Source organism: Agromyces sp. NPDC058110 (assembly GCF_042884735.1).
Taxonomy (GTDB): domain Bacteria; phylum Actinomycetota; class Actinomycetes; order Actinomycetales; family Microbacteriaceae; genus Agromyces.
On record NZ_JBHVTI010000006.1, the window covers coordinates 65,006 to 91,347 of the forward strand.

The 26,342-nt window shown below is 70.9% G+C and carries 21 protein-coding genes; 9 read left to right on the plus strand and 12 right to left on the minus strand.

Translation table 11 applies throughout. The features are described 5' to 3' along the window. Positions 1–141: 141 nt before the first annotated feature. From ACFVS8_RS15420 to ACFVS8_RS15435, 4 genes are all read left to right on the plus strand, one after another. Positions 142–2,658: a hypothetical protein gene (locus ACFVS8_RS15420; RefSeq protein WP_387064056.1), complete on the plus strand. Its 2,517-nt coding sequence runs from the start codon at positions 142–144 to the stop codon at positions 2,656–2,658. 147 nt (positions 2,659–2,805) lie between these two features. Further along, the gene (locus tag ACFVS8_RS15425) at positions 2,806–4,677 is read left to right on the plus strand and encodes a substrate-binding domain-containing protein (protein WP_387064059.1); all 1,872 of its coding nucleotides are present in this window, start codon (positions 2,806–2,808) and stop codon (positions 4,675–4,677) included. Between the two features lie 8 nt (positions 4,678–4,685). Beyond that, complete coding sequence (locus tag ACFVS8_RS15430; protein WP_387064062.1) at positions 4,686–5,744, plus strand: hypothetical protein; 1,059 nt, start codon at positions 4,686–4,688, stop codon at positions 5,742–5,744. A gap of 108 nt (positions 5,745–5,852) precedes the next feature. After that, positions 5,853–7,241, plus strand: coding sequence for an MATE family efflux transporter (locus ACFVS8_RS15435; protein ID WP_387064065.1), 1,389 nt, complete (start codon positions 5,853–5,855; stop codon positions 7,239–7,241). On the opposite strand, the gene ACFVS8_RS15440 is transcribed toward ACFVS8_RS15435, so the two are convergent. Continuing rightward, positions 7,242–8,348, minus strand: a complete 1,107-nt coding sequence (locus ACFVS8_RS15440) for a LacI family DNA-binding transcriptional regulator (protein ID WP_387064067.1) — start codon at positions 8,346–8,348, stop codon at positions 7,242–7,244. A gap of 108 nt (positions 8,349–8,456) precedes the next feature. Between ACFVS8_RS15440 and ACFVS8_RS15445 the strand changes: the two genes are divergently transcribed. Beyond that, positions 8,457–9,224 (plus strand): SDR family NAD(P)-dependent oxidoreductase, encoded by a 768-nt coding sequence (locus ACFVS8_RS15445; protein ID WP_387064070.1) that lies wholly within the window; start codon positions 8,457–8,459, stop codon positions 9,222–9,224. Positions 9,225–9,234: 10 nt separating this feature from the next. Here the strand turns inward: ACFVS8_RS15445 and ACFVS8_RS15450 are convergent, their stop codons facing one another. The 7 genes from ACFVS8_RS15450 to ACFVS8_RS15480 all read right to left on the minus strand — a co-directional run bounded on the left by ACFVS8_RS15450 (position 9,235) and on the right by ACFVS8_RS15480 (position 17,264). Next, positions 9,235–10,410: a glycine C-acetyltransferase gene (locus ACFVS8_RS15450; protein ID WP_387064073.1), complete on the minus strand. Its 1,176-nt coding sequence runs from the start codon at positions 10,408–10,410 to the stop codon at positions 9,235–9,237. A gap of 2 nt (positions 10,411–10,412) precedes the next feature. Further along, positions 10,413–11,456 (minus strand): L-threonine 3-dehydrogenase, encoded by a 1,044-nt coding sequence (tdh, locus tag ACFVS8_RS15455; protein WP_387064075.1) that lies wholly within the window; start codon positions 11,454–11,456, stop codon positions 10,413–10,415. A 219-nt stretch (positions 11,457–11,675) separates the two neighbouring features. Beyond that, positions 11,676–12,842, minus strand: coding sequence for a Gfo/Idh/MocA family protein (locus ACFVS8_RS15460; RefSeq protein WP_387064078.1), 1,167 nt, complete (start codon positions 12,840–12,842; stop codon positions 11,676–11,678). Between the two features lie 166 nt (positions 12,843–13,008). Next, a complete protein-coding gene (locus tag ACFVS8_RS15465; protein ID WP_387064080.1) occupies positions 13,009–14,070 on the minus strand; it encodes a LacI family DNA-binding transcriptional regulator in 1,062 nt (353 codons plus the stop codon). Between the two features lie 3 nt (positions 14,071–14,073). Next, on the minus strand, positions 14,074–14,985 hold the full coding sequence (locus ACFVS8_RS15470) for a carbohydrate ABC transporter permease (protein ID WP_387064083.1): 912 nt from the start codon (positions 14,983–14,985) through the stop codon (positions 14,074–14,076). After that, positions 14,978–15,991, minus strand: a complete 1,014-nt coding sequence (locus ACFVS8_RS15475; RefSeq protein WP_387064085.1) for a carbohydrate ABC transporter permease — start codon at positions 15,989–15,991, stop codon at positions 14,978–14,980. The genes ACFVS8_RS15470 and ACFVS8_RS15475 overlap by 8 nt, the downstream gene beginning before the upstream one ends. 4 nt (positions 15,992–15,995) lie before the next feature. Beyond that, a complete protein-coding gene (locus ACFVS8_RS15480; RefSeq protein ID WP_387064088.1) occupies positions 15,996–17,264 on the minus strand; it encodes an ABC transporter substrate-binding protein in 1,269 nt (422 codons plus the stop codon). A 464-nt stretch (positions 17,265–17,728) separates the two neighbouring features. On the opposite strand from ACFVS8_RS15480, the gene ACFVS8_RS15485 reads away from it, so the two are divergent. Beyond that, the gene (locus ACFVS8_RS15485; RefSeq protein WP_387064091.1) at positions 17,729–19,060 is read left to right on the plus strand and encodes an MFS transporter; all 1,332 of its coding nucleotides are present in this window, start codon (positions 17,729–17,731) and stop codon (positions 19,058–19,060) included. 70 nt (positions 19,061–19,130) lie between these two features. Here the strand turns inward: ACFVS8_RS15485 and ACFVS8_RS15490 are convergent, their stop codons facing one another. Further along, positions 19,131–19,544: a hypothetical protein gene (locus ACFVS8_RS15490; RefSeq protein WP_387064094.1), complete on the minus strand. Its 414-nt coding sequence runs from the start codon at positions 19,542–19,544 to the stop codon at positions 19,131–19,133. A 128-nt stretch (positions 19,545–19,672) separates the two neighbouring features. Between ACFVS8_RS15490 and nucS the strand changes: the two genes are divergently transcribed. After that, positions 19,673–20,368 (plus strand): endonuclease NucS, encoded by a 696-nt coding sequence (gene nucS / locus ACFVS8_RS15495; RefSeq protein ID WP_387064097.1) that lies wholly within the window; start codon positions 19,673–19,675, stop codon positions 20,366–20,368. 16 nt (positions 20,369–20,384) lie between these two features. On the opposite strand, the gene ACFVS8_RS15500 is transcribed toward nucS, so the two are convergent. Together ACFVS8_RS15500 and ACFVS8_RS15505 are read right to left on the minus strand one after the other, a co-directional pair. Beyond that, positions 20,385–20,987: a 2'-5' RNA ligase family protein gene (locus tag ACFVS8_RS15500; protein ID WP_387064100.1), complete on the minus strand. Its 603-nt coding sequence runs from the start codon at positions 20,985–20,987 to the stop codon at positions 20,385–20,387. Between the two features lie 63 nt (positions 20,988–21,050). Further along, entirely contained in the window at positions 21,051–21,494 is a 444-nt protein-coding gene (locus ACFVS8_RS15505; protein ID WP_387064103.1) for a hypothetical protein, read from the minus strand. 184 nt (positions 21,495–21,678) lie between these two features. Between ACFVS8_RS15505 and ACFVS8_RS15510 the strand changes: the two genes are divergently transcribed. Both ACFVS8_RS15510 and ACFVS8_RS15515 read left to right on the plus strand, forming a co-directional pair. Beyond that, positions 21,679–22,365, plus strand: a complete 687-nt coding sequence (locus ACFVS8_RS15510; RefSeq protein WP_387064106.1) for an HAD hydrolase-like protein — start codon at positions 21,679–21,681, stop codon at positions 22,363–22,365. 365 nt (positions 22,366–22,730) lie between these two features. After that, positions 22,731–25,505, plus strand: coding sequence for an immune inhibitor A domain-containing protein (locus ACFVS8_RS15515; protein WP_387064108.1), 2,775 nt, complete (start codon positions 22,731–22,733; stop codon positions 25,503–25,505). Between the two features lie 155 nt (positions 25,506–25,660). On the opposite strand, the gene ACFVS8_RS15520 is transcribed toward ACFVS8_RS15515, so the two are convergent. Continuing rightward, the gene (locus ACFVS8_RS15520) at positions 25,661–26,293 is read right to left on the minus strand and encodes a TetR/AcrR family transcriptional regulator (RefSeq protein ID WP_387064110.1); all 633 of its coding nucleotides are present in this window, start codon (positions 26,291–26,293) and stop codon (positions 25,661–25,663) included. Positions 26,294–26,342 lie beyond the last annotated feature (49 nt).

The window sequence follows — 26,342 nt, forward strand, 5'->3', positions numbered from 1 at the left end:
TTCGCCGTTCCGGGACCGGCTCCCGTCAGTCGGTCGCCGACGCGCACCCCGTGTTCTGGGGGTGCCGACGGCTGCCGATCGCCGGGATTTCGAAGGAAGCCTCACATAGGCTCGCACGGTCGCCACATCGATCGGAGTACGTTGACCACGCCTTCCCGCGTGCGAGCGAAGTCGCTCGTCGCCTCAGCCTCGGCAGCGCTCATCATCGCCGCCGCCCTGCCCGCATCGCCCGCGTTCGCCGAGGAGGGCGACCCCGGGCTTCCGACGACCGCGGTGATCACCGGTGTCGTCACCGACCCTGCCGGCGACCCCGCCGCCGACGTCTGCATCGGCGCCGCGGTTCTCGACGGTGACGCATGGGTGCCCGTCGAAGCGACCTCAGAGGTCCGGACCGACTCCAGCGGCGCATACGAGCTGTTCGGCCTGGCCGACGGCATGTATATAGTCAGCGCCGACGAGTGCGAGGCGCCCTCCGAGGTACTGCGCACCTGGTCGCCTTCGCTCGACGCGCCTCCCGCGATCGTCGAAGGCACTGCGGCCGAGGGCATCATCGTCTCCGAAGGCGTCGCGGACTCTCGAGGCGATATTTCCTTGCTGCCCGCCGAGATCGTCGCGCTCACGGCACCCACGGTGACAGGCGAACTGTCCGTCGGCAGCACCCTAGACGCCCATCCGGGTACCTGGAACGTCACCGGCCTCGACTTCGGCTACCAGTGGTTCCGCGACGAGGTTCCGATCGCGGGCGCCTCGGGGCAGAGCTACGACGTGACGTTCGACGACATCGGTGCGGCGATCCGCGTCGAGGTGCGGGCCGCACGTTCGTCATGGGGCGAGGGAACGGCTCGCTCCGACGCGACCGAGAGCGTACCGCGGCTGCCCATGGTGCCGGTCGCCCCGACGGTCTCCGGCGTCGCGCAGGTCGGCAGCACACTCGTCGCAGCGACGGAGAACTGGTCTCCCGCGCTGACGCCGACGTTCACCTGGTACCGCGACGGAGTCGCGATCGAGGGCGCGATCGGCACGTCGTACACGCTGACGGCCGAAGACCGCGGCGCGACGATCGCGGTCCGGGCCACCGGTGAGCTGGCCGGCTACACGAGCACCTCCATCGATTCCACCCCCACCGCCGCCGTCGTCGCGGGTCTGCTCGCGACATCCGCACCGAAGATCACGGGCACGGCCAAGGTGGGCTCGCAGCTGACCGCGACATCGGGCTGGACGCCCTCCGGGATCACCTACGCCTACCAGTGGAAGCGCAACGGCACCGCGATCACCGGAGCGACCAAGTCGACCTACACGCCCGTCGCCGCCGACCTCGGCGGCAAGCTCACGGTGAGCGTCTCGGGCTCGCTCGCCGGGTACACGACGGTGTCGCTGAACTCGGCCGCGACGGCCGCGGTCGCGATCGGCACGTTCTCCGCACCCACTGCGACCGTCTCGGGCACGGTCGCCGTCGGCCGCACCGTGACCGCGACGCCCGGCACCTGGAAGCCGGGCGCGACCTTCACGTACCAGTGGAAGCGCAACGGCGTCACCATCCCAGGCGCGACGAAGTCGACCTATGCGGTGCCCACCGCGGATCTCAAGGCCGCCCTCAGCGTCGCCATCACGGGCAAGGCCGCCGGCTACACGACCCTGACCCGGACCTCGGCCGCAGCGACGGTCGCATACGGCACCCTGACCGCGCCGACGCCGACGGTCTCGGGCACCAAGGCCGTCGCGAAGACCCTGACGGCCGTGCCAGGCACGTGGACCTCCGGCACGACGCTGAGCTACCAATGGAAGCGCAACGGCGCCGCCATCTCGGGCGCGACCAAGTCGACCTACGTGCTCACGACCACCGATCACGCCAAGACGATCACCGTCACGGTCACCGGCCGGAAGACCGCCTACACGACCGCGTCGAAGACCTCGACGGCCGGGGCCGCGATCGCCGCTGGCACGTTCAGCGCGCCGACCCCGACGATCAGCGGAACCCGCGCCGTGGGCAAGACCCTGACCGCCGTGCCCGGCACGTGGAAGCCGACCGCCGCCTTCAGCTACCAGTGGAAGCGTGCAGGCGTCGCCATCGGCGGCGCGACGAAGTCGACCTACGTGCTCACCGCGGCCGACCTCGGCAAGTCCCTCACGGTCACCGTCACGGGCAGGAAGGGCGCCTACACGACGGCGTCGAAGACCTCGGGCGGGACCGCGGCGATCGCAGCCGGGACGATGTCGCTCAGCGCCAAGGTCACCGGCACGGCCAAGTACGGCTACACGCTGAGCGCGGTCGCCTCGGCCGCATCGGGGGCGACTCTGTCGTACCAGTGGTACCGCAACGGGTCCGTCATCAGCGGGGCGACGGGTCGCACGTACAAGCTCGGGTACTCGGATGTCTGGAAGAGCGTCGCGGTGACGATCACCGCGCGCAAGGCCGGCTACCAGACGGTCGCCGCGCGCTCCGCGGGCACCGCCTCGGTGCAGGCGCCGAACGTCGCTCCGCCGGTCAACGGGACGTGGGACTGCCCCGCTTGGGCTCCTATCAAGGGCAACCAGGGCAGCCCCGAGTGGATCTACCACATGCCCGGTCAGCGCTTCTACAACGCGACGAACCCCGAGCAGTGCTTCTCGTCGGAGTCCGCTGCGGTCGCCGCTCACTATCGCAAGGCGAAGGTCTGATCGCTCCAGATCGACGCGTCAACGAAGGCCGGTCCTCTCTCCGAGGGGGCCGGCCTTCGCCATTCGCGGACTCCCCCGCCGAGCCCGGGCGCGGTCGGTCGGCATCTGCGCGTGATGCATGGCCCCCGCGGCACGTACCCTGTTCCCATGGCACCCGTTCCGCGGCGCACGGCCGCCCGCCCACCGTTCCCGACGACCTCGAGGCGAGGTGTGCGCGCGTGGCTCGCGATGTCGGTCGTGACGGTGGCCGCGATCGCCCTGAGCGCCTGCACGTTCGGAGGCGACGGCGTCGATCAGGGCACCGTCGAGGGCGGCGACTTCGTCGACGACGGCTGCACGAGCGTCGTCGTCGCGACCTCGTCGGAGAAGGTCAACATGCTCGACGCCCTGGCCAAGGCGTTCAAGGAATCGCCAGAGCACGATGCGCTCGACGAGTGCGCGACCGTGCGGCCCGTGAACGTCTCGTCGGGCGACGCGACGCGGTTCCTGACGGCGGGCGGCGACTGGCCCGATGAAGACCCTCGCCGCTGGCCGACGCTGTGGTCGCCGGCATCGACGGTGTGGACCGAGCGCGTCGCGGCCGCGGCATCCGCCTCGCTCGTGGGCGAGCCCGTGTCGTTCACGCACACGCCCGTCGTGTTCGGCGTGCCCGAGACGATGGCGAAGGCGCTCGGCTGGCCCGACGCCGAGATCGGCATCGGCGACTTCGAGCAGCTGTGCGCCGACCCCGAGGGCTGGGGCAGCGTGGGCAAGCCGATCTGGGGGTCGTTCAAGATCTCGAAGACGAACCCGAACACGTCGACGACCGGGCTCTCGGCGATCCTGATGCAGTCGTACGAGGCATCCGGCAAGACGAGCGACCTCACGGCCGCCGACGTCGCCGCGGCCGAGGAGTTCTCGCGCGTGTTCGAGGAGTGCGTCATCCACTACGGCGACACGACCGGCAAGGTGCTCACGACCCTCTACGACGAGACGCAGAACGGGTCGGGCGGCTCCGGGTACGTCTCGGCCGTGGCGCTCGAGGAGACGTCGCTGCTGAACTACAACCAGGGCAACCCCGACTCGCACACCGTGCAGCCCGGGGAGACCCTCACCCCGCCGAAGGAGAAGCTCGTCGCGGTGTATCCGTCCGGCGGCTCGATCTGGTCGGACAACCCGGTGACGGTGCTCGGCGCCGACTGGGTGACGCCGGCGCAGGCGACCGCGGGCGCGGCGTTCGTCGACTTCCTCGCGACCGAGCCGGCGCAGGCGATCCTGCCGCAGTACGGATTCCGGCCGCTCGACGAGTCGGTGCCGCTCGGCAACCTGTTCACCGAGCGGTTCGGCGTCGACCCTGCCGGACCGGCGGTCACGCTCCCGCGCCCGGCCGTCGACGTGGTCTCGGCTGCGCTCGATCAGTGGACCCAGATCCGCAAGCCCTCGTCGGTGCTCGAGGTCATCGACATCTCCGGGTCGATGGACGAGCCGATCGGCGACGGCCGCTCCCGCCTCGACGGGGCGATCCAGGGCGCCCAGGCGACCCTCGGCCACTTCCGGTCCACCGACGAGGTCGGCGTGTGGGCATTCACCACCGACGTCGAGTCCGCGGCGGGCAAGAACCTCATCGAGCTGCGCGGCGTTTCGCCGCTCGGATCCGACGGCGAGAACCTGCGCTCGTCGATCGAGGACCTCCGCTACGCCAACCGGCAGGGCACGCCCCTCTACGACGCGGTCGCGGCGGCGTACGACGAGATGTCGGTGCGCGCCGAACCGGGCCGCATCAACGCGATCGTCGTCCTCTCCGACGGCCAGGACACCGACTCGTCGATCTCGATCGACTCGCTCATCGCGAAGATCGGCAAGGCGAGCGGTGAGGGCGGCGACGACGCCCCGGTGCGCGTCTTCCCGATCGCGTACGGCGAGGGCGCCGACACGGGTGCGCTGCAGCGCATCGCCGAGGCGACCGGCGGGCAGTGGTTCGACGCCTCCGACCCCGCGAAGATCGACCTCGTGTTCGCGTCGGTCATCAACAACTTCTAGGGCGTCGGATGTCTCACCTCACCGTCGACGCAGGGCTCGACGCTCCCGCCCGCCTCACGATGGTCTTCGCCGACGGCTATGTCGACGACGCCTCCGACGCGCTGCAGGGCGGCCCCGTCTACGTCTCGTCGGAGGTCGCGGACGCGTCGGCGCTCCAGGCGCAGCTGACCGGCCTGGTCGGCGACGACTCGATCGGCATCGCCGTCTTCTCCGACAACGTGCAGCTCGAGGCATCCGGAACCGAGATCGTCGCCCAGCTGGCCGAGTCGACCGACTACGACACGATCATCGTCGCGGTGGGCGACGACCTGTCCGCCGGCTCGCACGTGCTCGAGTCGGGCGAGGCGATGCAGATCGCGAACCAGGCCGAGGCGAGCGGCGGGCTCGACCAGGCCCTGGCCGCGACCGTGCAGGGCGTGCAGGCCGCGGATGGGCCAGGGGCCTCGATCGGCGACGCCGGCGCGGGCGGCGGGCTCGTGCTCGGGCTCGCGATCACGGCTGCCGTGATCGCGGCGGGGGCCGCGACGGCCTTCGGCGTAGTCCGGTCCCGGCGCCGCAAGGGGCAGGGCGACGGCCGACTGCCCGACCCGATCCGCCGGCACGTCGCGACCCTGCGGTCGCTCTCCGCTGCGTACGCGCAGGTCGGAGCGACGGGCAACGCGGTCGCGGCGCAGACCGCGACCGACGTCGCGGGCATCGCGACCAACGTCGAGGAGCTGTTCATCCGTCTCGACCAGCGCAGCGGCGCCGACCAGCGCGGGCTGGCCGCGATCGAACTCGACGCCACGCTGCGCAGGCTCACCGGGGCGCTCGACCGCGACTACCTGCTCGACATCCTGACCCACCCGCAGCTCTGGGACGACCCCGACGAGCGCATCCGGGAGGTGCGCACTGCCGTCACCGCGGTGTCCGGGGAGCTCGTGCAGAACATCAAGCAGGTCAATGCGCGTCGCGGACTGCACTTCCAGGTCTCGCTCGACGGTCTCGTCGGCAAGCGCGCCGAGCTGCAGGAGTGGGAGCGCGCGTTCGAGCGGGCGACCGACGAGGGCGAGCAGCCGCGCACCTGAGCGAGGGCGGCGCACGCGGACGGCGGCGAGCGGATCCCGCGGGTGAGCGCCCGCCGCACCCCTGAGCGGATGCCGCGTCGGAGGCGCAGCATAGGCTCGAGTCCGCACATGGACGCCGAACCCACACCACCAGCCACGCCCACGCCCGGCACCACGCCGGGGGCACCGGCGCGAACGGTCGACCGCGACATCCTGCGTCTCGCCGTGCCGGCGCTCGGCGCGCTCATCGCCGAGCCGCTGTTCCTGCTCGCCGACACCGCGATGGTCGGCCACCTCGGGGCGACACCGCTCGCCGGCCTCGGCATCGCGAGCGCCGTGCTCCAGACGATCATCGGACTCATGGTGTTCCTCGCCTACGCGACCACGCCGATGGTGGCGCGGCGCCTCGGCGCGGGCGACGAGCGGGCCGCGGTGTCGGCCGGCGTCGACGGGCTGTGGCTGGCGGCCGGGCTCGGTGCGATCCTCGCCGTGCTGGGCTGGTTCGCGACCCCGTGGCTCGTCGGCGTGTTCGGGGCCTCGGGCGACATCAGCGCCGCGGCATCCGCGTACCTGTCGATCTCGATGCTCGGGCTGCCCGCGATGCTGCTCGTGTTCGCGGCGACGGGCCTGCTGCGCGGCCTGCAGGACACGACGACCCCGCTCTGGGTCGCCGGCATCGGGTTCGCCGTGAACATCGGGCTGAACTTCGTGTTCATCTACGGCGTCGGACTCGGCATCGCCGGGTCGGCGGTCGGCACGGTCATCGCGCAATGGGGCATGGTCGCCGTCTACGTGGTCGTGGTCGCCCGTCACGCCGTGCGCGTGGGCGCCAACCCGTGGCCGCACCGCGAGGGGCTGCTGCGGGGCGCGGCATCGGGCGGGTGGCTGTTCCTGCGCACGGCGAGCCTGCGTGCCGCGCTGCTGCTGGCGACGTGGGCGGCGACCTCGCTCGGGCCAGACGAGCTCGCGGCCTACCAGGTGGCCATCACGATCTACTTCACGCTCGGGTTCGCCCTCGACGCACTCGCGATCGCCGCGCAGGCGCTCATCGGCAAGGGGCTCGGCGAGGGCGACGTCGAGCAGGTGCGGGCCGTGCTGCGCCGCTGCGTGCAGTGGGGCGTCTGGTCGGGCGTGGGGCTCGGCGCGCTCGTCGCCGCGACCGCATGGGTGCTGCCGGCGGTGTTCACGTCGTCGGCCGACGTCGCGGCGCTCCTGCCGCCGTCGCTCGTGGTGCTCGGGCTCTCGGCGCCACTCGGCGGGCTCGTGTTCGTGCTCGACGGCGTGCTCATCGGCGCGGGCGACGCCCGCTACCTCGCCTGGACCGGCCTCGTGAACCTCGCCGTGTTCGTGCCGCTCGCGCTCGGCACGGTGTGGGCCTCGGATGCCGCGGGCCTGCCGAATGCGACGTCGCTCGCGCTGCTCACCGCGGCGTTCGCCATCGGGTATCTCGCCGCGCGGGCGGTGACGCTGTCGCTCCGCGCGCGGGGCGCGGCGTGGATGGTCACGGGCGCCGTCTGATCAGTCCGTGTGCGCGCGGGGCGGCGCCGTCGTCTCGCCGACGTGCAGCACGCTCGTGAAGCAGCGCGAGGCGGGCGGCTCTCCGTCGTCGGCGAGCATGCGCACGACGGCCTCGCCGGCCGCACGCCCCTTCGCGACCGAGGGCTGCACGAGCGTCGTGAGGTCGTGCTGGAGCCCGTCGACGCGGATGCCGTCGAACCCGAGCACGCTCACCTCCGCCGGCACCGCCACGCCCAGCTCCTCCGCGGCCTGCAGCACGCCGGCGGCGAGCAGATCGCTCTGCGCGATGATCGCGGTGGGCCGGGTCGCGGGATCGGCGAGCAGCACACGGCCGGCCTCGAGGCCCTCCTCGATCGAGCTGGCGGCGGCGGCGCGTCCGGTGGCGTGCGGGAACACCTCGCGCGCACCGCGCAGGCGCTCGCTCGCCGTGTCCGACGTGCTGCCGGCCTCGAGGGCCATCGTGAGCGGGCCGCGCGTGCGGGCGGGATCGAGCGGGAGCGTGACGATCGCGGCATCCGTATGCCCGAGATCGCGCAGGTGCTGGGCGCCGCGGCGGGTCGCATCGCGGTTGTCGATCGAGATCTCGGGGATGTCGGAGCCGGCTGCACCCTCGATGGCGACGGTCGGGATGCCGCGACGACGAAGCGCCGCAACGGTCTGGCTGAGCCGGGGGCTGCAGCCGATGAGCACGACGGCGTCGACCGGGGCGTTCTCGACGCTGAGCGCCGGCGTCGGGGGAATGCCGCCAGCGGTGTCGACGAGCGGCAGGTCGACGGCGCCCACGTCGGTGAGCAGCAGCAGTCCGGCGCCGAGCGGCGCGATGCCCTCGGTGATGCCGTCGAGCATCTGGATCTTCACCGGATCGAGGAACGCCGTGCGCACGCGCTGCTCGAGCACGACGCCCACGATGCCCGAACGGCCCCGGCGCAGCGATCGGGCGCGCGGATCGGGGCCGGCGTAGCCGAGTTCGGCGGCCGCAGCGAGCACGCGCTGCTTCGTCGCGTCGGAGACGGGGCCCGATCCGCTGAACGCGAGCGAGGCCGTCGAGGCCGAGACGCCGGCGCGCGCGGCGACGTCGGACAGGGTCGGTCGGGCGGACTCGGACATGCGCGGGCATCCTCGATTGACGGGTCGGCGGGCTCGCCGATACGCCCGATCATAGGTCATCGACCTCGAATCGATTCGAGACGCGACCGGCGCCTTAGGCTGGGCCGCATGCCGAAGACCGCCCTCATCACGGGTGCGAGCTCGGGCCTCGGAGCCGAGTTCGCCCGCCAGATCGCCATGACCGGCGCCGACCTCGTGCTCGTCGCACGCGACAAGGACGCGCTCGAGGAGGTCGCCGATCGCCTCCGAACGAAGTACGGCGTGGGTGTCGAGGTGCTGCCGGCCGATCTGCTCAAGCGTCGGCACCTCGCGAAGGTGGTCGCGCGCATCTCCGACCCGGGGCGGCCGATCGAGCTGCTCGTGAACAACGCGGGGTTCGGACTGCCGCTCGACTTCGCCGCCAACGACATCGACGACGAGGTGAAGCACCTCGCCCTGCACATCGAGGTGCCCATGCGGCTGAGCCATGCTGCGCTCGCACACATGCTGCCGCGGGGTCGCGGGCGCATCGTCAACGTCGCCTCCGTCGCGGGCTTCATCCCGCGCGGCACGTACGGTGCGTGCAAGGGATGGCTCATCAGCTTCAGCCGCTGGTCGAACGCGAGGTACGCGGCGCAGGGCGTGACGACCACGGCCGTCTGCCCCGGTTTCACCCACACGAACTTCCACGAGCGCATGGGCCTCGCGCCGGGCAAGGAGGGCGTGCCGCCCTGGATGTGGCTCGATGCCCGCAACGTGGTGGCCGAGGGCCTGCGCGATGCGGCACGCGGCAAGCCCGTGTCGGTGCCGTCGCTGCGCTACCGCGCGCTCGTCGCGCTCAGCCGCCTGGCTCCGGCCTCGCTCGCGATGCGCATGGGCGAGCGCGGCCGGCGCTGAACGGCTGGTCTCAGACCGCGGCCCGCGCCTCGACGAAGGCCTCGACGCAGCGACGGATCTCGTCTTCGGAGTGCGCCGCCGAGAGCTGCACGCGGATGCGCGCGGCACCGCGCGGCACCACCGGGAACGAGAACGCCGTGACGTAGACCCCGCGCTTCTGCAGTTCGTCGGCGACCCGCCCGGTGATCACGGCGTCGCCGAACATGACCGGCACGATGGCGTGCTCGCCCGGCAGCAGGTCGAACGCGGCATCCGTCATCAGTTCGCGGAACAGCGCGGCATTGGCGTTCAGGCGCGACCGCAGTTCGCCCGACGACTCGAGCAGCGACAACGCCTCGAGGGTGCCGGCGACGATCGCGGGCGCGAGCGTGTTCGAGAAGAGGTACGGGCGCGCACGCTGGCGCAGCAGGTCGACGATCTCCTGGCGGGCTGCGACGTAGCCGCCGGATGCCCCGCCCAGCGCCTTGCCGAACGTGCCGGTCGTGATGTCGACGCGGCCCTCGACGCCGCACAGCTCGGGCGTGCCGCGGCCGTGCTCCCCGACGAAGCCGACGGCGTGCGAGTCGTCGACGAACACGAGGGCGTCGTAGCGGTCGGCGAGGTCGCAGATCTCGGCGAGCGGCGCGATGTAGCCGTCCATCGAGAACACGCCGTCGGTGACGATCACCCGGCGACGCGCATCGGATGCCTCGGCCAGGCGCGCTTCGAGGTCGACCAGGTCGCGGTTCTTGTAGCGGTAGCGGCGGGCCTTCGAGAGGCGGATGCCGTCGATGATCGACGCGTGGTTGAGCTCGTCGGAGATGATCGCGTCGTCGGGGCCGAAGAGCGTCTCGAAGACGCCGCCGTTCGCGTCGAAGCACGACGAGAACAGAATGGTGTCGTCGTAGCCGAGGAACTCCGAGACGCGTCGCTCGAGCTCGAGGTGCTGCTCCTGCGTGCCGCAGATGAAGCGCACGCTCGCCATGCCGTAGCCCCACTCGTCGAGCCCGCGGTGCGCTGCCGCGACGATGCGCGGGTCGTTCGCGAGCCCGAGGTAGTTGTTGGCGCAGAAGTTCAGCACCTCCTGCCCGGCGACCGACACCTCCGACGACTGCGGGCCGAGGATGCCCCGCTCGCGCTTGGTGAGCCCGGCCTGCTCGATCTCGTCGAGCTCCGTCTGCAACTGGTGCTGCACCGATCCGTACATGCTCAGACCTCCGTCCAGTCGAGGATGACCTTGCCGACCCCGGCCGACCTGGCCGTGTCGAACGCCTGCCGCCATTCATGGGCGGGGTACCGCTCCGAGATGATCGACGCGACCCGGTCGCCCAGCACCGGGCTCGTCTGCAGCATCGCGCTCATCGAGTTCCAGGTCTCGAACATCTCGCGGCCGTAGATGCCCTTGACCGTCAGCATGTGGGTCACGACCTTGCCCCAGTCGATCGCGTAGGGCTCGCTCGGCAGGCCGAGCATCGCGATGCGCCCGCCGTGGTTCATGTTCTCGATCATCTCGGGCAGCGCGCGCGGCGAGCCCGACATCTCGAATCCGACGTCGAATCCCTCGCGCATGCCGAGTCGGCCCTGCGCCTCGCGCACGCGCTCGGTCGACACGTCGACGACGTCGTCGGCGCCCATCGAGCGGGCGAGCTCGAGACGGGCGGGCGAGACATCCGTCGCCACGATGAAGCGGGCGCCCACGTGGCGCGCGACCGCGATCGACATGAGGCCGATGGGGCCGCAGCCGGTGACGAGCACGTCTTCGCCCACCACCGAGAACGCGAGGGCGGTGTGCACGGCGTTGCCGAAGGGGTCGAAGATCGCGGCGACCTCGGGCTCGACGGGGGCGTGGTGCACCCAGACGTTCGCGCCCGGGATCACGACGTACTCGGCGAACGCGCCGTCGCGGTGCAGCCCGACGCCGAGCGTGCGGATGCACATCTGGCGGCGACCGGCGCGGCAGTTGCGGCACATGCCGCAGACGACGTGACCCTCGCCCGACACCAGGTCGCCGACGGCGATGTCGTGCACGAGCGGACCGACCTCGACGACCTCGCCCGAGAACTCGTGCCCGGGAATGAGCGGCGTGGCGATGTTCTCGGCGGCCCAGTCGTCCCATGACTCGATGTGCAGGTCGGTGCCGCAGATTCCGGTGCGGAGCACCCGGATCTTCACGTCGGCCGGGCCGATGATCGGTTCGGGCCGTTCGACGAATTCGAAACCGGCGCCGGGGGCGGGCTTGAAGAGAGCCTTCATGCTGGGGAAACTCCGTTGTTCGAGCGCACGAACCGCTGGGTGCGGCGGCTCATGCGAGAGGTCCGGTGGGTGCGCCGGATGACACTCCATCGTATCGGGCGCGGGTGAGCGGAGCGGCCCCGATGACGGGCCTCGCCGGTGCCCTCAGCGTCGGGCGACGGAGGACACGGCGACCGGTTCGCCGACGACGGATGCCTCGACGGACGCGACCGCGGACGCCTAGACCTGGCCGCGTTCGAAGTACGCGACGAGGTCCTCGGCGAGCACCGGCACGGCGAGCGCGGATCCGTCGCCGCGGAGCGACTCGGTCGCGAGCACGCCGGCCGCCACGGCCTCGCGCGCGGCGACGGGCGAAGTCTCGGTGAGCCCGCCGTCGCGCACGAACCGCAGGAACTCCGCGATGAGCAGCGCGTCGGCGCCCTCGTGCCCGGCGTCGGCGACCTCGGGCACGGTGAACGACTCGTCGGGCACCGCGGCACCCTGGTGACGTCGGTTCCAGAGGGCGACCGTCGAGCCGGCGGTGTCGCCGAGGTTCTCGATGCGCCCCTCCGTGCCGATCACCGTGTAGTTGCGCCAGTAGTCGGGCGCGAAGTGGCACTGCTGGTAGCTCGCGAGCACGCCGTTCGACAGGTGCAGGTTCACCATCGAGACGTCCTCGACGTCGACCACGGGATTCAGCCCGGTGAGCGAGGCCGGCGGCCAGTTGTCGAGGCTGAACCAGTCGGGCATGCGCTCGCCCGAACGGTCGCGTCGGTCGTCGATGCCGCCGTAGACGCTGAGCGAGCCCATCGCCGAGACGCGGTCGGCGTAGGCGCCCGCGAGCCAGTGGATGACGTCGAGGTCGTGCGCGCCCTTCTGCAGCAGCAGGCCGGTCGTGCGGCGACGGTCGGCGTGCCAGTCCTTGAAGTAGTAGTCGCCGCCGTTGCCGACGAAGTGGCGGCACCAGACGGCCTTGACCTCGCCGATGCGCCCTTCGAGGATGAGGCGGCGCATGAGCACGACCACCGGCATGTGCCGCATGTTGTGGCCGACGTACAGTCGCGTGCCGGTGCGCCGGGCGGTCTCGAGCACGGCGTCGGCGTCGGCGAGGTCGATCGCGAGCGGCTTCTCGCAGAACACGGCGACGCCGGCCTCGAGGGCCCTGATGGCGATGCGCGCGTGCGTGTCGTCGGGCGTGAGCACCATGACGGCGTCGATGCCCGAGGCGAGCAGTTCGTCGAGCGAGTCGGTGACGAGCGCATCGGGGTACTCGGCAGAGGCCGCGGCACGTGCGGTGTCCGAGAGGTCGCAGACCGCGGTGATGCGGCTGCCCTCGCCGGGTCGGTGCGCTTCGTGCCTGAGGCTCGCGCGTGCGCCGAAGCCGACGATGCCGATGGTGAGATCCACGGGTGGTGCTCCTTACAGGGTGGTGCGGATGAGGGAGGCGACGGATGCCGCGGGCGGGCCGCGTGCGAAGTGCGGCCGGTCCGGGTGTCGCCGGGGCCGGTGTCGCCGGGGTCGGGTGCCGAGGTGGCCGGTGCCGAGGTGGCCGGGCGCCGAAGGACGGCCGGTGTCAGGCGGGTCGCGGCGCAGGTGCGTCGAGGTCGGTCGACCCGCCGGGGTGCAGCGACCAGGGGAACTCGTGCAGCTCGCCCGCCGACCGTTCAGGATCGAGCGCGCGCCCGATGATGAGCTCGGCCTGGCGCTCGTAGAAGTCCGTCGGGCCGACGGTGGTCAGCGTCGGCGCGACGAGCTGGGCATCGGGCGTGTTGCCGACGCCGACGACGGCCACGTCGTGCGGTACCCGGAGTCCCAGCATGTGCGCCGCGTTGATCGCCGCGATCGCCGCGAAGTCGGTCGACGCGTAGATCGCCGTCGGTCGGTGCTCCCCCGACAGCAGTCGCACGGCCGCCTGGAACGCACTGGCCTGGGTGTCGACGAATGTCGCCGTCCACGCGGGGTCGGGCTCGATGCCGTGTGCGCGCAGCCGCTCGAGGTACGGCGTGTACCGGGTGACGCCATGGGCGGCTCCCGTGACCGCGGCCCCGGCCACGAGGCATCCGATGGCCGTGTGCCGTTCGAGCAGGTGCTCCATCGCGAGGTGGCAGCCCGGGATCGCGTCGGAGCGGATCACGTCGTAGCCGTCGGGCTCGAGGTGCTCCGAGAACACGACGAGCCGTTGGCCGCGCTCGACGAGGTCGGCGAGCTTGCGTCGCGCGACGTCGTCGTGGCCCGCGCCGTCGAGGTAGGCGACGTCGCTCTCGACCCGGTCGAGCGCCGTGTGCCAGTCTCCGTCGGCGAGGATGAGCGTGGTCAGGCCGTGGCGGTTCGCCTCCACGTTGACCGCATCGGCGACCGCGAGCGACCACGGGTCGCTGAGCATGTGCAGCGAGAGCTGGATCATGCCGGTGCGGCCCGTGCGCATCGCGCGCGCCGAGCGGTTGGGGCGGTAGTGCAGCTCCTCGGCGGCGGCGAGCACGCGGCGCGCGGTCTCCTCGGCGACGCCCGACCCGTTCGAACCCGAGCGACCCGAGAACACGTACGAGACCGTCGCGGTCGAGACGCCCGCGAGGTCGGCGACCATGCGCAGCGTGGGGCGACGCTTCGGCGCGGCGGACTCAGCTGAATGCGGCATCCGTCACCCCTTCGTTCCCGAGAACGCGATGCCCTGGATGAACTGCTTCTGCAGGATCATGAACGTGACGAGCATCGGCAGCGTCGCGAGCAGGGCGCCCGCCATGAGCACAGGGTAGTCAGTGCCGTGCAGCCCGACGAGCTGCGACAGGCCCACCGAGAGCGGCATCTTCGCGGGATCGGTCGTGACCACGAGCGGCCAGAGCAGGTCGTTCCACGACCACAGCACCGTGAAGACCGTCAGGGCGATGATGCCCGGCTTCGCGAGCGGCACCATGATGCGCCAGAACGTCTGCCACGGGTTCGCCCCGTCGATGCGCGCGGCCTCCTCGAGCTCCGACGGCATCGACATGAAGAACTGCCGCATGAGGAAGGTGCCGAAGGCGCTGAACAGGCCGGGCACGATGAGCGCCTGCATGGTGTTGATCCACCCGAGCGTCTGGATGATCTCGTACTGCGGCAGCAGGTAGAGCTGCGACGGCACCATGAGCACCGACAGGAACACCACGAAGAGCGCATTGCGGCCGCGGAACGGGATGCGCGCGAACGCGTAGCCCGCCATCGTGCACAGCACGACCTGGCCGACCGTGCGACCGACCGTGAGCAGCACCGAGTTGAGGAACATCTGGCCGAAGGGCATCGAGTCGAAGACCTCGGCGAAGTTCGTGAACACCCACGGGTCGGGGATCACGACCGGCGGCACCTGCACCGAGTCCTGGAACGTCTTGAACGCGGTGAGGGTCTGCCAGACGAACGGGAACACCATGACGATCGCGCCGGCGGCCAGCAGCAGGTGCACGAGCCAGTGCCCGCGGTGACGACGCCTGGCGCCCGCCGGCCGGCGACGGTCCGCGGATGCCTCGGGCGAGACATCCGCCGCCGTCATCGCCCGGGTGTCGAGGGCGAGGTCACTCATAGTGCACCCACTTCTTCTGGAGCCGGAACTGCACGACCGTGAGCACGAGGATGATGATCAGCAGCAGGAAGGCGATCGCAGCCGCGTAGCCGCGCTCGTTGTCGAGGAAGCCCGCCTCGTAGAAGAGGTAGACGATCGTGCGCGTGTTCGGCATGGCCGGGTTGTTGCGGCCCAGCATCATGTAGACGAGATCGAACACCTGCAGTGCGCCGATCACGCTGATGACGCTCACGAAGAAGATCGACGGGCTCAGCAGTGGGATCGTGATCGAGAAGAACTTGCGCACCGGGCCCGCGCCGTCGAGGTCGGCGGCCTCCATGATCGTCTCGGGGATGCCCTGCAGGCCCGCGAGGAAGATCACGATGTTCGTGCCGAGGCCGGCCCAGATGCCGACCACCGCGATCGCGACGAGCGCGGTGCCCGGGTCGGTGAGCCACGAGCGGCCGTCGACGCCGAAGACGCCCAGGATCTCGTTGAAGACGCCGTAGTCGCCGTTGTAGATCATGCGCCACACGAGCGCGATCGCCGCGGGCATCGTGACCACGGGGATGAAGTAGAGCGTGCGGTAGACGCTGCGCCCGCGCAGGCCCGCGGTGTTCAGCAGCGCCGCGATCGCGACCGCGATCGGGATGCCGACGAGCGCGATGATCGTGTACACCGCGGTGTTGCGCAGCGCGCCCAGCAGTTCGTGGTCCTGCATGAGGCGCACGTAGTTCTCGAACCCGACGAACTCGGAGCCGCCGAACGGGCCGGACTTCGTGAACGACAGGATGAGGGTGCGGAACGTGGGCCAGATGTAGAAGACGAGCAGTCCGAGGGCCGTCGGGCCGAGGAACAGCAGCGCCCACCAGGCGGACTGCGATGGACCGCGGCGGCGGGTGCCGCGCTGGTTGCCGCGGCGCCCGCCCCGGCCGGGCCGGCCGGGCTCGCCGAGGGCGACGTCGGGCCGCCCCCGATCGAGCTCGGAGATCGGCGCCGCGGTGCGCTGCGCGATCAGGTCGGTCATCGGGTCACTCCGACTCTGCGTCCAGCGCAGCCTGCATCTGCTCGGCGAGCTGCGCGAGGCCGTCCTTCGGCGTCAGGTTGCCGGCCCAGACCTGCGAGAGCACCTCGCTCTCGATCGAGGTCCACGCCGAGGTGTTCTTCGACACGGGGTACGGGACCGCCGTGTCGAGGGCGTCGATGTAGACCTGCAGGTCGAACTGCGGCAGGGCGTCGACCCAGGCCTGCTGCGTGCCGTTGAACGCCGGGATCACGGTGCCGGAGTCGGCCTGGATGTCGGCGGCCTGCTTCGAGCTGGCGAACTCGGCGAACTCCTTGGCGAGGTCGACGTGGGCGCTCTTCGCGTTCGCGACGTTCGCGACGCCGTGGATCACGCTCTGGTTGCCCTCGGGGCCGGCGGGGAGCGGCGCGACGTTCACCGAGTCGGCGATGTCGGGGTTGTCGGCGTAGGCGATCGCCGCCCACGAGCCGTTCTGGAACATGGCCGACTTGCCCGAGAGGAAGAAGTCCTCGGGGTTGGTGTCGGTCATCTGCTGCGCGTTCGGCGACGAGCCGTCGGCGATGAGGTCGGTCCAGAGCTCGATGCCGGCGAGCGCCTCGGGGGTGTCGTACCCCGTGGTCGTGCCGTCGGCTGAGATGACCTCGCCGCCGGCCTGCGCGATCGAGTTGTAGTAGTTCTCCTGGCCGTACTGGCTGGCGGTGATGCCGTAGACGCCGGTCGCCGGGTCGGAGAGCTTCGCGGCAGCAGCCTTGAGGTCGTCCCAGGTCCAGTCGGCGATCGGGTACTCGACGCCCGCGGCGTCGAAGAGCTTCGTGTTGTACCAGAGGGCGACGGTGTCGAAGTCCTTCGGGGCGCCGTAGAGGTCGCCGTCGTAGGTGTAGAGGTCGATGAGGCCCTCGGGGTAGTCGGCGGGGTCGATGCCGTCGTCGTCGAGCGGCGCAAGCACGCCGTTGCCCGCGTAGAGCTGGAAGTTCGGGCCGTTCATCCAGAACACGTCGGCCGCGGCGCCACCGGAGACAGCGGTCTGGAGCTTCGTGAAGTACTCCTTGTACGGCGTGAGCTGGATCTCGACGTCGACGTTCGGGTGCTCCTCGGTGAAGGCGTCGGCGATCTGCTCCATCGCGGGCTGCTGGTTCTGGTCCCAGATCGCGTAGGTGAGCGTGACGTCGCCGTCGGCACCGGCTCCGCCTGCACCGGAGCATCCGGCGAGTGCGATGGCCGCGGCAGCCGAGACGGCGAGCGACGCGGTGATGCGGGACTTCGGGGCGTGGCGCATGGTCCTCCTTTGGACACGGGCTGCAACGGGGGTTCGAAGCTGGCGGCTTCGGGTGTTAATCGTTTAGCAGTGGCGACCATACCCACGGATTCCGACTGCGTGCAAGTGCGGGAAACGCGCGGTTTCGCGCACCTCGATTGCGCGTTCCGTCGGGCCGACGGAACGCCGAGGCGCCGCGTCCGCCACGATCACGGCGATTTCGTGCGCGCACCGGCATCGCGCGTTTCAGCCGCGCTCCGGCAGCATCCGATCCGAATTCGGGACGATCGGCCACCGCCCGAGTCGTCTGGTCGCGCCCGCGGTCGGCAGTCGACGGTCGGCCGTCGCGGCGTTGTTCGCGGCGGTGTTGCGACCTCGATGACGTGCGGATAGGGTCGTTCAGACACGGGTCGAATCGATTCGACTCCTCCGATCGAGATGACGCCGTCGCGCGGCATCCGCCCCCGACGACGAAGCCGAGCACCATGAGCGCACCGACCACGACCCGACGCCGACTGACCGCGTGGCGCAACGCCGTCTTCGCGATCTTCTTCCTGTCGGGGCTGAGCCTCGCGAGCTGGGTCGCCCGGCTGCCCGAGGTGCGCGACGAGACCGGGCTCAGCACGCAGGGCGTCGGCCTCGTCATCCTCGCGGGATCGATCGCCTCGGTGCTCGGCCTCATCGCGGCTCCCCCGCTCATGGCACGGTTCGGCGCCCGCATCGGCATGGCCGGCACCCTCATCGCCGTCTCGCTCGGGCTCGTCTTCGTCGGGATCGGCGGATCGGTGCTGCCGTCGGTGCCGCTCATCGCCATCGGCCTCGCCTTCGCGGGATTCGGCAACGGCGCGGTCGACGTCATCATGAACGTCGAGGGCGCAGAGGCCGAGCGCGAGATCGGCCGCACGGTCATGCCGCTCATGCACGCGTTCTTCTCCTTCGGCACGGTCGCGGGCGCCGGCATCGCCGCGGCGGCGGCGGCCCTCGACATCGCCGTGATCGGGCACCTCGGCACGATCGCCGCACTCATCGCCGTCGGCGCGGTCGTCGCCGTGCGCTTCGTGCCGCATCGCGACGAGCTCGGCGACCCGGCCGACGCCCCAGCCGCGGCCGGGGCCGAAGGGCGAGCGGATGCCGCGCCGGCACGCCCGTGGACCGAGCGCCTCCGCGACAGCCTCCGGGTCTGGGGCGACGTGCAGCTGCTGCTCATCGGCGTCATCATGCTCGGCATGGCGTTCGCCGAGGGATCGGCGAACGACTGGCTCACGCTCGCAGCCGTCGACGGCCACGGCCTCGAACCCGCCGCGGGCGCCGCGGTGTTCACGGTCTTCGCCGTCTCGATGACGACGGCCCGCGTGCTCGGCGGTCCGCTCATCGACCGCTTCGGCCGCGTGCTCACGCTGCGCGTGCTCGCCGCCACCGGCGTGCTCGGCCTCAGCCTCTTCATCTTCGGCAGCGAACTCTGGGTCGTCATCATCGGAACCGTGCTCTGGGGCGTCGGGGCCTCGATGGGCTTCCCGGTCGGCATGTCCGCCGCCGCCGACGTGCCCGACCGCGCCAAGGCCGCGGCCCGCGTGAGCGCCGTCGCGATCATCGGCTACTGCGCGTTCCTCGTGGGCCCGCCGTTCATCGGCTTCCTCGGCGAGCAGTTCGGGCTGCTGAACGCGCTGCTCGTGATCCTCGTGCTCATGGTCATGGCCGGACTCGCGGCCCCCGCGGCGCGCGAGCGCACCGGCAAGCCGGGCGCGACGGGCGTCGAGGAGCACCCCGATGAGACCGGAACCACCGGCGGGGCCTCCGCCGCGGCATCCGACGCCTGAGCCGTGAACCCCGAGCCGTGAATCCCGAGCCCCGGGGCGTCAGCACCGCACCGCCTCAGGAGGCGACGCGTCAGGCGGGCGAGACTTCGAGCAGTGCGATCAGTGATTCGAGGTCTCGCTCGAACGCGACCCGGAGGGCTTCACCGGGAACGGCTGCGAGATCGCCGTCGAGCAGCCCCGTCAAGGTGACGGTGGTGCCGTGCTCGCCGTCGACCGCCTCGTGCAGCACGGTCAGCGAGGCGCTGTCGAGGTCGGTCGTGTCGGCGTAGGACCAGCCGGGGCCGACGCGGGTGACCGTGAACCGCGTCTCCGCCCCGCCGACCGCGCGCGAGCGGCCGGTGGCCCCGAGCGCGAACGGACCGTCGAGGACGAAGTACTCCATGCTCGGTGCCCACTCGGGGTGGGAGGGCAGGTCGCACCACCTCTCGAAGAACCGCGATGCCGGTGCGGTGGAGGTGCGCGTCACGCGTGCGATCTCGGTCATCGCCGCTCCTTTCGGGCGGCCATCGACTCGGGCGAGGGGCCGCTCCTGGAGCGTACCCAGCGCCTCCGACACGGGACGGGAGCGGACCGCGGGGGTCGCCTGCGGCATCCGACGCCTAAACTCGACGGGTGCGTCTCGTCATCGCCCGCTGCTCCGTCGACTACGCGGGGCGGCTCTCGGCCCACCTCCCACTCGCCCAGCGCCTGCTCATGGTCAAGGGCGACGGCTCGCTGCTCGTGCACTCCGACGGCGGCAGCTACAAGCCGCTCAACTGGATGAGCCCGCCGTGCACGCTCGAGACCGTCGCGCCCGACGACGAGCAGCGCGAGGCCGGCATCGTCGAGGTCTGGAAGGTCACGCACAAGAAGACGGCCGACCAGCTCGTCGTGTCGATCCACGAGGTGCTGCACGACTCGTCGCACGAGCTCGGCATCGACCCCGGCCTGCAGAAGGACGGCGTCGAGGCGCACCTGCAGAAGCTCCTCGCCGAGCAGATCGAACTCCTCGGCGACGGGCACCGGCTCGTGCGCCGCGAGTACATGACGGCCATCGGCCCGGTCGACATCCTCGCGACGGATGCCTCGGGCGCCTCGGTCGCGGTCGAGCTGAAGCGCCGCGGCGACATCGACGGCGTCGAGCAGCTCACCCGCTACCTCGAGCTCATGAACCGCGACCCGCTGCTCGCACCCGTGTCGGGGGTGTTCGCCGCGCAGGAGATCAAGCCGCAGGCCCGCACGCTCGCGGAAGACCGCGGCATCCGCTGCGTCGTGCTCGACTACGACGCGATGCGCGGCCTCGACGACAGCGACTCCCGGCTGTTCTGAGCCACGACAGGCGGAGCTATTCCGATACCGTCGGCCCGAGCGGGATGACCTCTCGGTGCTCGCCGCCGTCGTACCAGACGAACTCCAGCTCGCCCACGACGACCGCGGGCCGTTCGACCGCGAGATCCGCCAGCCCGCTCGCGACTTCGAGCCACTCCCGCGACGGCACTGCGCTTCCGTAGGCGAGCGACATGTGGAACACCCACTCGTCGAGCGGGAGCTCGCCGATCCGGGCGAAGTCCGTTTCGCCCAGGTGCTCGGTCAGGCCCGCGCACGCGCCGACGACCGACGAGGTGCGCGCGAGCCTGAGGATGGCGACCTGGAACGGTGCGGGAAACGAGTCGACGCGGTCGACGGCGACCTCGATCGCTGCGACGGCCGCAGCCCATCCGCGGATCGATTCGCGGAGCGCGGCGACGCGCCCCGGTTCCCAGAAGCCCCGGAGCGTGACGTGCCCGGCGTTCGGGTGGGGACTCCCGGCCGGCATCAGCCCACGAACGCGGCGCTGCGTCTGCGAGAAGAGTTCGGACACCCCGCCACCGGGTCGGAGCACGAGGTACTGCTGCCCCTCGAGCGAACGGAGTTGCTCGGGATCGGTCATGAAGGCCGGCGCGCTCATCGGGCCATGCAACCAGATCCGGCGACGCCCGGCGATGATGTGACGTGAGACGGGCCCCAGCGGCTACTCGGTGACGACCACCGTGAACGCGACCTCGTCGCCCGACTCGGCGTTCGAGAGCGACACCTCGGTCTCGCCCGCCGCCGTCGCCGTGAGCCCCGGGTTGAACTGCGCCGAGCCGTCGTCGCTGCCGGGCACGAACTCGACGATCGACGGATCCGCGATCTCGGCCGACCACGCCGTGAAGTGCTCGTCGTCGCCGGTGAGGTCGATCGAGTTGCCGAGCGCGACCTCGACCGTCGTGCCGTCGACGTCGCCGAGGTCGACGATCACGGGGGGCAACTGTCCGGCCGACGCGGTCGGGCTCGACGAGGCGTCGGTGCCCGAGCCGCTCGAACCGCTGCACCCCACCAGGGCGGCCGACGCGACGAGGGCGAGCCCCGCAACGGCGCCTGCGGTGGCAGCGGTGACCGCTCCCCCACGCGCCCGAACTCTCCCGACGAACATGAGCTTCCCCCGTTCCGTGCGCCGACGCGCCCCCCGGGGTCAGGCTACCGACCGTGCGACGGACGCGATATCCCCCACGATGCCGCGACCTCCGCACGAGCCGCGACCTCCGCACGAGACCTGCACGCGACATCTCGAACGAAACCTGAGTGTCACTCGGAATAACGGGCCATAGGATGTCACGGTGATCTCCCCCAGCCACACCAACGCCCTGGCGCCCACCCGAACCTGGGCCGCCGTGTTGTTCGACCTCGACGGCACCATCGTCGACTCCGCGGCCGACATCACCGCCTCGCTCGCGCACATGTTCGCCGAGCTCGGCCTCGACGTGCCCGCCTCCGACGAACTGCTCGCCTACGTCGGGCCGCCGCTGCTCGACAGCCTCCGCCTCCTCGACGGCTTCGACGACGAGTCCGCCCAGCGAGCCCTCGCGATCTACCGCGCCGACTACGCCAACCGTCTGCTGCACTCCCCGGTGTTCCCCGGCGTCGCCGGCGTGCTCGAGCGCCTGCACACCGCGGGCGTGCCGATCGCGCTCGCGACCTCGAAGCCCGAGACCATGGCGAACGCCGTGCTCGAGAACGCCGGACTCAGCCGCTACTTCACGGTCATCGCCGGCGCGAGCGATGACGATTCCCGCAGCACGAAGGCGGATGTCGTGGCCGAGGCGCTGCGGCGCCTGCAGGCCGTCGGCATCGACACCGAGCACTCGGTCATGGTCGGCGACCGCGGGTACGACACCCTCGGCGCCTCCGCGAACGGCGTGCCGACGATCCTCGTGGAGTGGGGCTACGGCTCGCCCGCCGAGGCCGACGGCGCGATGGCGGTCGTGCACTCGGCCGACCAGTTGCGCGGGCTGCTGCTCGGCTGACGCCGCGCCGCGGCATCCGCCGTCTCGCGAGTTCGGGGCCCGTCGCGGCACCCGGCCGCCGATTCGCGGCGCCGCCCCGCCGTACGCAACGGGCGTCATTTCGCGGCATCCGTCATTTCGTGCACCGTCGCGGCTCAGACGTGCGCAACATGACCATCCGGCGCGCACGATCGACATCACAGACCTTTCAACGCAAATATTCTGCGAATCCATAGGTTGGGGGTTTACCCCCCGAACGGGCCACAGCTAGATTTCCCCGTACGTCCGCCCACCGACGGACGACGTCGCGGTCGACGGACTCCCTCGTCGGCCGCACCGAGGGGAGAAGAATGTCTGGAATCTCCACGCGTGCGAAAAAGCGCGCGGTGGCGATCGTTCCGGTCATCGCACTCGCTGCTGCCACCCTGGCGGCAACGGGCGCGGTCGGTTCGAGCGCATCTGCAGCACCAGCGGAGCCGCCGATCATCAGCGACTCCGAGTACTACATGAACTACGTCGAACCGCGCGCCGAGGCCGCGTTCGGCGTGGACCAGACGGTCGAGGCGGGGGTGACCGCGCAAGAGCAGCAGGCCGCACTCGTCAAGGCCGACGCACTCGAGCGCAAGTTCACGGCAGGCAACCCGGTCGCCGCAGCAGGGCTCGCCAAGCTCGAATCGAAGTCGATCAAGACCGGCAAGAGCCCGAAGTGGCTGAAGAGCCTCTACAAGTCGGCGAAGGAGACGCAGACCGCGAAGCTCCTGACGATCCTCGTCGAGTTCGACGAGAACGCCGCCGACGACTTCACGGGCGTGCAGGTGCCGACCTCGTTCGGCGCCACCGACTGCAAGCCGGGCGACGTGCAGAGCGGTCCGCTGCACAACAACCTCCCCAACCCGGCGAACCTCGCGAACCTCGACAACAACTCGATGTGGGTGCCCGACTTCTCGCCGAAGCACTACAACGACATGCTCTTCTCGAAGAAGGGCATCACCGAGCGCGTGCGCAAGGACCTCAAGGGCCCCGATGGCAAGAAGGGCATCGACATCTCGGGCTACACCATGAAGTCGATGTACGAGGAGATGTCGCAGGGCGCCTACACGGTGACCGGCACGGCGACCCCCTGGGTCACGGTGCCGCACTCCGAGGCGTACTACGGCGCGAGCGTCTGCCACCTGAACGACGAAGGCGTCTACGAGGCCGGCGCGATCCAGGACATGCAGGGCCACCCCGACAACCCGCTCGGCGCCGGCCAGCTGCCCATCGACGCAGTCGCGGCCCTCGCTGCGGCTCAGCCGAACTTCCCGTGGGCCGAATACGACATCGAGGACCAGGGCGACCGCGACGGCGACGGCAACTTCAACGAGCCCGACGGCGTCATCGACCACGTCGTGCTCGTGCACGCCGGAGCCGACAAGTCCGGCGGCGGCGGCGACGAAGGCACCTACGCCATCTGGGCCCACTCCTCCGCCGTCGCAGGCGGAGCCGACATCCCCGGCACGAACCTCAAGCTGTCGAACTACATCGTGCAGCCCGAGGACTCCGGCGTCGGCGTGTTCGCGCACGAGTACGGCCACGACCTCGGCCTGCCCGACCTGTACGACACCTCCGGCGTCGGTGACTCCGACATCGACTTCTGGGACCTCATGTCGTCGGGTTCGCACTCCGGCCCGATCTTCCAGTCGATGCCGACCCACATGGGCCTCTGGGACAAGTGGGTGCTCGGCTGGGCCGACCCGCTCGTCGTGAACCCGGGCGACAAGGCGAAGTCGGTGCTGATCGGCCAGAACTCGCGCCCCCTCAAGGGCACGCAGGACGGCGTCAAGATCAACCTCCCCGACAAGGTGAGCACGCTCACGACGCCGCACAGCGGCGCGAACGCGTGGTACACCGGCGCCGACCAGGACTGGGCCGACATCCGTCTGTCCCGCACCGTCGACGTGCCGGCCGGCGCGACCGACGCGAAGTTCTGGATGTGGAACGACTACATCATCGAAGAGGACTGGGACTTCGGCTTCGTCGAGGTCTCGACCGACGGCGGCACCACGTGGACCGACCAGAGGGTCTTCACCGAGGCCGGCGGCGAGGTCACCACTCCCGACGGCTACCCCGACCCCAACGGCAACCTGGCCACCTTCGGCGGCAAGAAGTACGGCCTCACGGGTTCGAGCGACGGATGGCGCCACGACTACATCGACGTCTCGGCCTACGCCGGGCAGACGATCGGCGTGCGCCTGCGGCTCGCGACCGACGCGGCCTACCAGGACCGCGGCTGGTTCTCGGACGACTTCTCGCTCGTCGCCGACGGCGCCACCACCTGGAGCGACGACGTCGAGTCGGGCGACAACGGCTGGACCAACACGGTCGCATCGTGGGCGTCGAGCACCGGCCCCGGCTGGCGCATCGACACGGGCACCTCGACCAAGGCGCAGTACTACATGGTCGAGTGGCGCAACTTCGACGGGTTCGACGAGGGCCTGAAGTACGCGTACGACACGGTCTACCAGACCGACGAGGGCGCGTGGAAGGTCGACAAGATCAAGTACAACGCCCCCGGCGCGCTGGTCTGGTACCGCGACACCTCGTACGGTGACACGAACCACGTGCAATCCAACCTCACGGCCCTGCCGAGCGGTGGAGCCAAGGGCGGACTGCTCATCGTCGACAGCCATTTCGACCCGCTGCGCCGCACCGGCCAGGCGGCGACCATCGACCCGAGCACGCTGAAGAACATGCCGTCGAGGGCGCAGTCCTCGAACGCGGCGTTCGGCGTGCAGAAGACGTACCCCTTCAAGGAGTGCATCACCGATGACGCCCTGACCGAGTACTGCACGGACGTGCCGGCGCTGCCCGCCGTCAAGTCGTTCAGCGACAACAAGGGTTGGGCGCCGGGCCTCGAGTTCCGCGACGGCGGCCTGTTCTGGCGCTACGCCAACGGCTCGGTCGTGGTTCCGTCGGTCGACGGTGCGCCGTACTCGACGCGCGTCGTGAACCCCGACGGTTCGCCTGCCACCGATCTCTACGGAGAGGACCTCGGGTTCTCCGTGCTCGGCACGGGCAACCCGGGTGACGCGGGTGTCGGTTACGGCACCGGCGTCGACGTGCAGCTCCCGCTGCTCGGCAACCGGGCCGCACTCGTGAAGATCACTCCTCCCCAGGGCTGATCCGAGCGGATGCCACGACGAGGCGTCGATCCTTCGGGGTCGGCGCCTCGTCGCACGTCCGGCGGGCGGTGCCGGGCCGGAGCGCCGGTCGAAGCCGCGGCTGGAGCGCCGGCCGGAGCGGGTGCCGGCGCGCCGGCCGGAGCGGATGCGCTCGGTTACGCGACCCGCGCCGAACCGAAGCCGTCGAGCAGGCGATCGAGGTTCTCGGCGAAGGCGTCGCCGTCGTCGAGCAGTGCGGCGGCCTCGGTGAGCGGATGCTGCGTGGCCTCCGTCCAGAGCGGCGCGGGTGCATCGGCCGCGCCGGCGTCGGAGCCGGCTGCGGCGGCATCCAGCGTGATCGCCCCGAGCACGAGGGCCCGCACGGCGGCCGTCGCGCGCGCGGCGTCGGCCAGCGGCATCCCATCGCCCGTGAAGCCCTCGAGCAGCGTCTCGCCGAAGGTGAGCGCATGCCGTCCGTCGAGCGGGCCGCCCGCCACGAGCACGATCGCGCCGGGGTGCTCGGCGAACCGCGCGCGCAGGTCGGCCGCGAGGCGATGCACCCGGATGCGCCAGGGCACCGACGGATCGGATGCCGCACCCACGTCAAGCTTCGAGAACACCTGCTCGACCATCGCCCGCTGCAGCGCGTTCTTCGACGTGAAGTACGTGTACATCGCCGTGGGCGTCAGGCCGAGGCGCGCAGCCACCCCGCGGATCGAGACGGCGTCGCCGCCCTTCTCCTCGAAGATCTCGAATGCGGCGTCGACGATGTCGGCCTGGCTGATGCTGCGCCTGGGTCCGGGCTTCATGCGGTGGGGCTCCTCGGGGTCGCGACAACGCTACCCCGACGCGCCCGAT

Excerpts from the sequence above, each read along its gene's own strand:
- ACFVS8_RS15485 (WP_387064091.1), top strand. The coding sequence starts at position 17,729 with ATGAGCGCACCGACCACGACCCGACGCCGACTGACCGCGTGGCGCAAC.
- ACFVS8_RS15470 (WP_387064083.1), bottom strand. The coding sequence starts at position 14,985 with ATGAGTGACCTCGCCCTCGACACCCGGGCGATGACGGCGGCGGATGTC.
- ACFVS8_RS15435 (WP_387064065.1), top strand. The coding sequence starts at position 5,853 with ATGGACGCCGAACCCACACCACCAGCCACGCCCACGCCCGGCACCACG.
- tdh (WP_387064075.1), bottom strand. The coding sequence starts at position 11,456 with ATGAAGGCTCTCTTCAAGCCCGCCCCCGGCGCCGGTTTCGAATTCGTC.
- ACFVS8_RS15440 (WP_387064067.1), bottom strand. The coding sequence starts at position 8,348 with ATGTCCGAGTCCGCCCGACCGACCCTGTCCGACGTCGCCGCGCGCGCC.
- ACFVS8_RS15490 (WP_387064094.1), bottom strand. The coding sequence starts at position 19,544 with ATGACCGAGATCGCACGCGTGACGCGCACCTCCACCGCACCGGCATCG.
- ACFVS8_RS15500 (WP_387064100.1), bottom strand. The coding sequence starts at position 20,987 with ATGAGCGCGCCGGCCTTCATGACCGATCCCGAGCAACTCCGTTCGCTC.
- ACFVS8_RS15445 (WP_387064070.1), top strand. The coding sequence starts at position 8,457 with ATGCCGAAGACCGCCCTCATCACGGGTGCGAGCTCGGGCCTCGGAGCC.
- ACFVS8_RS15505 (WP_387064103.1), bottom strand. The coding sequence starts at position 21,494 with ATGTTCGTCGGGAGAGTTCGGGCGCGTGGGGGAGCGGTCACCGCTGCC.
- ACFVS8_RS15430 (WP_387064062.1), top strand. The coding sequence starts at position 4,686 with ATGTCTCACCTCACCGTCGACGCAGGGCTCGACGCTCCCGCCCGCCTC.
- ACFVS8_RS15475 (WP_387064085.1), bottom strand. The coding sequence starts at position 15,991 with ATGACCGACCTGATCGCGCAGCGCACCGCGGCGCCGATCTCCGAGCTC.
- ACFVS8_RS15450 (WP_387064073.1), bottom strand. The coding sequence starts at position 10,410 with ATGTACGGATCGGTGCAGCACCAGTTGCAGACGGAGCTCGACGAGATC.
- ACFVS8_RS15480 (WP_387064088.1), bottom strand. The coding sequence starts at position 17,264 with ATGCGCCACGCCCCGAAGTCCCGCATCACCGCGTCGCTCGCCGTCTCG.
- ACFVS8_RS15425 (WP_387064059.1), top strand. The coding sequence starts at position 2,806 with ATGGCACCCGTTCCGCGGCGCACGGCCGCCCGCCCACCGTTCCCGACG.
- ACFVS8_RS15465 (WP_387064080.1), bottom strand. The coding sequence starts at position 14,070 with ATGCCGCATTCAGCTGAGTCCGCCGCGCCGAAGCGTCGCCCCACGCTG.
- ACFVS8_RS15520 (WP_387064110.1), bottom strand. The coding sequence starts at position 26,293 with ATGAAGCCCGGACCCAGGCGCAGCATCAGCCAGGCCGACATCGTCGAC.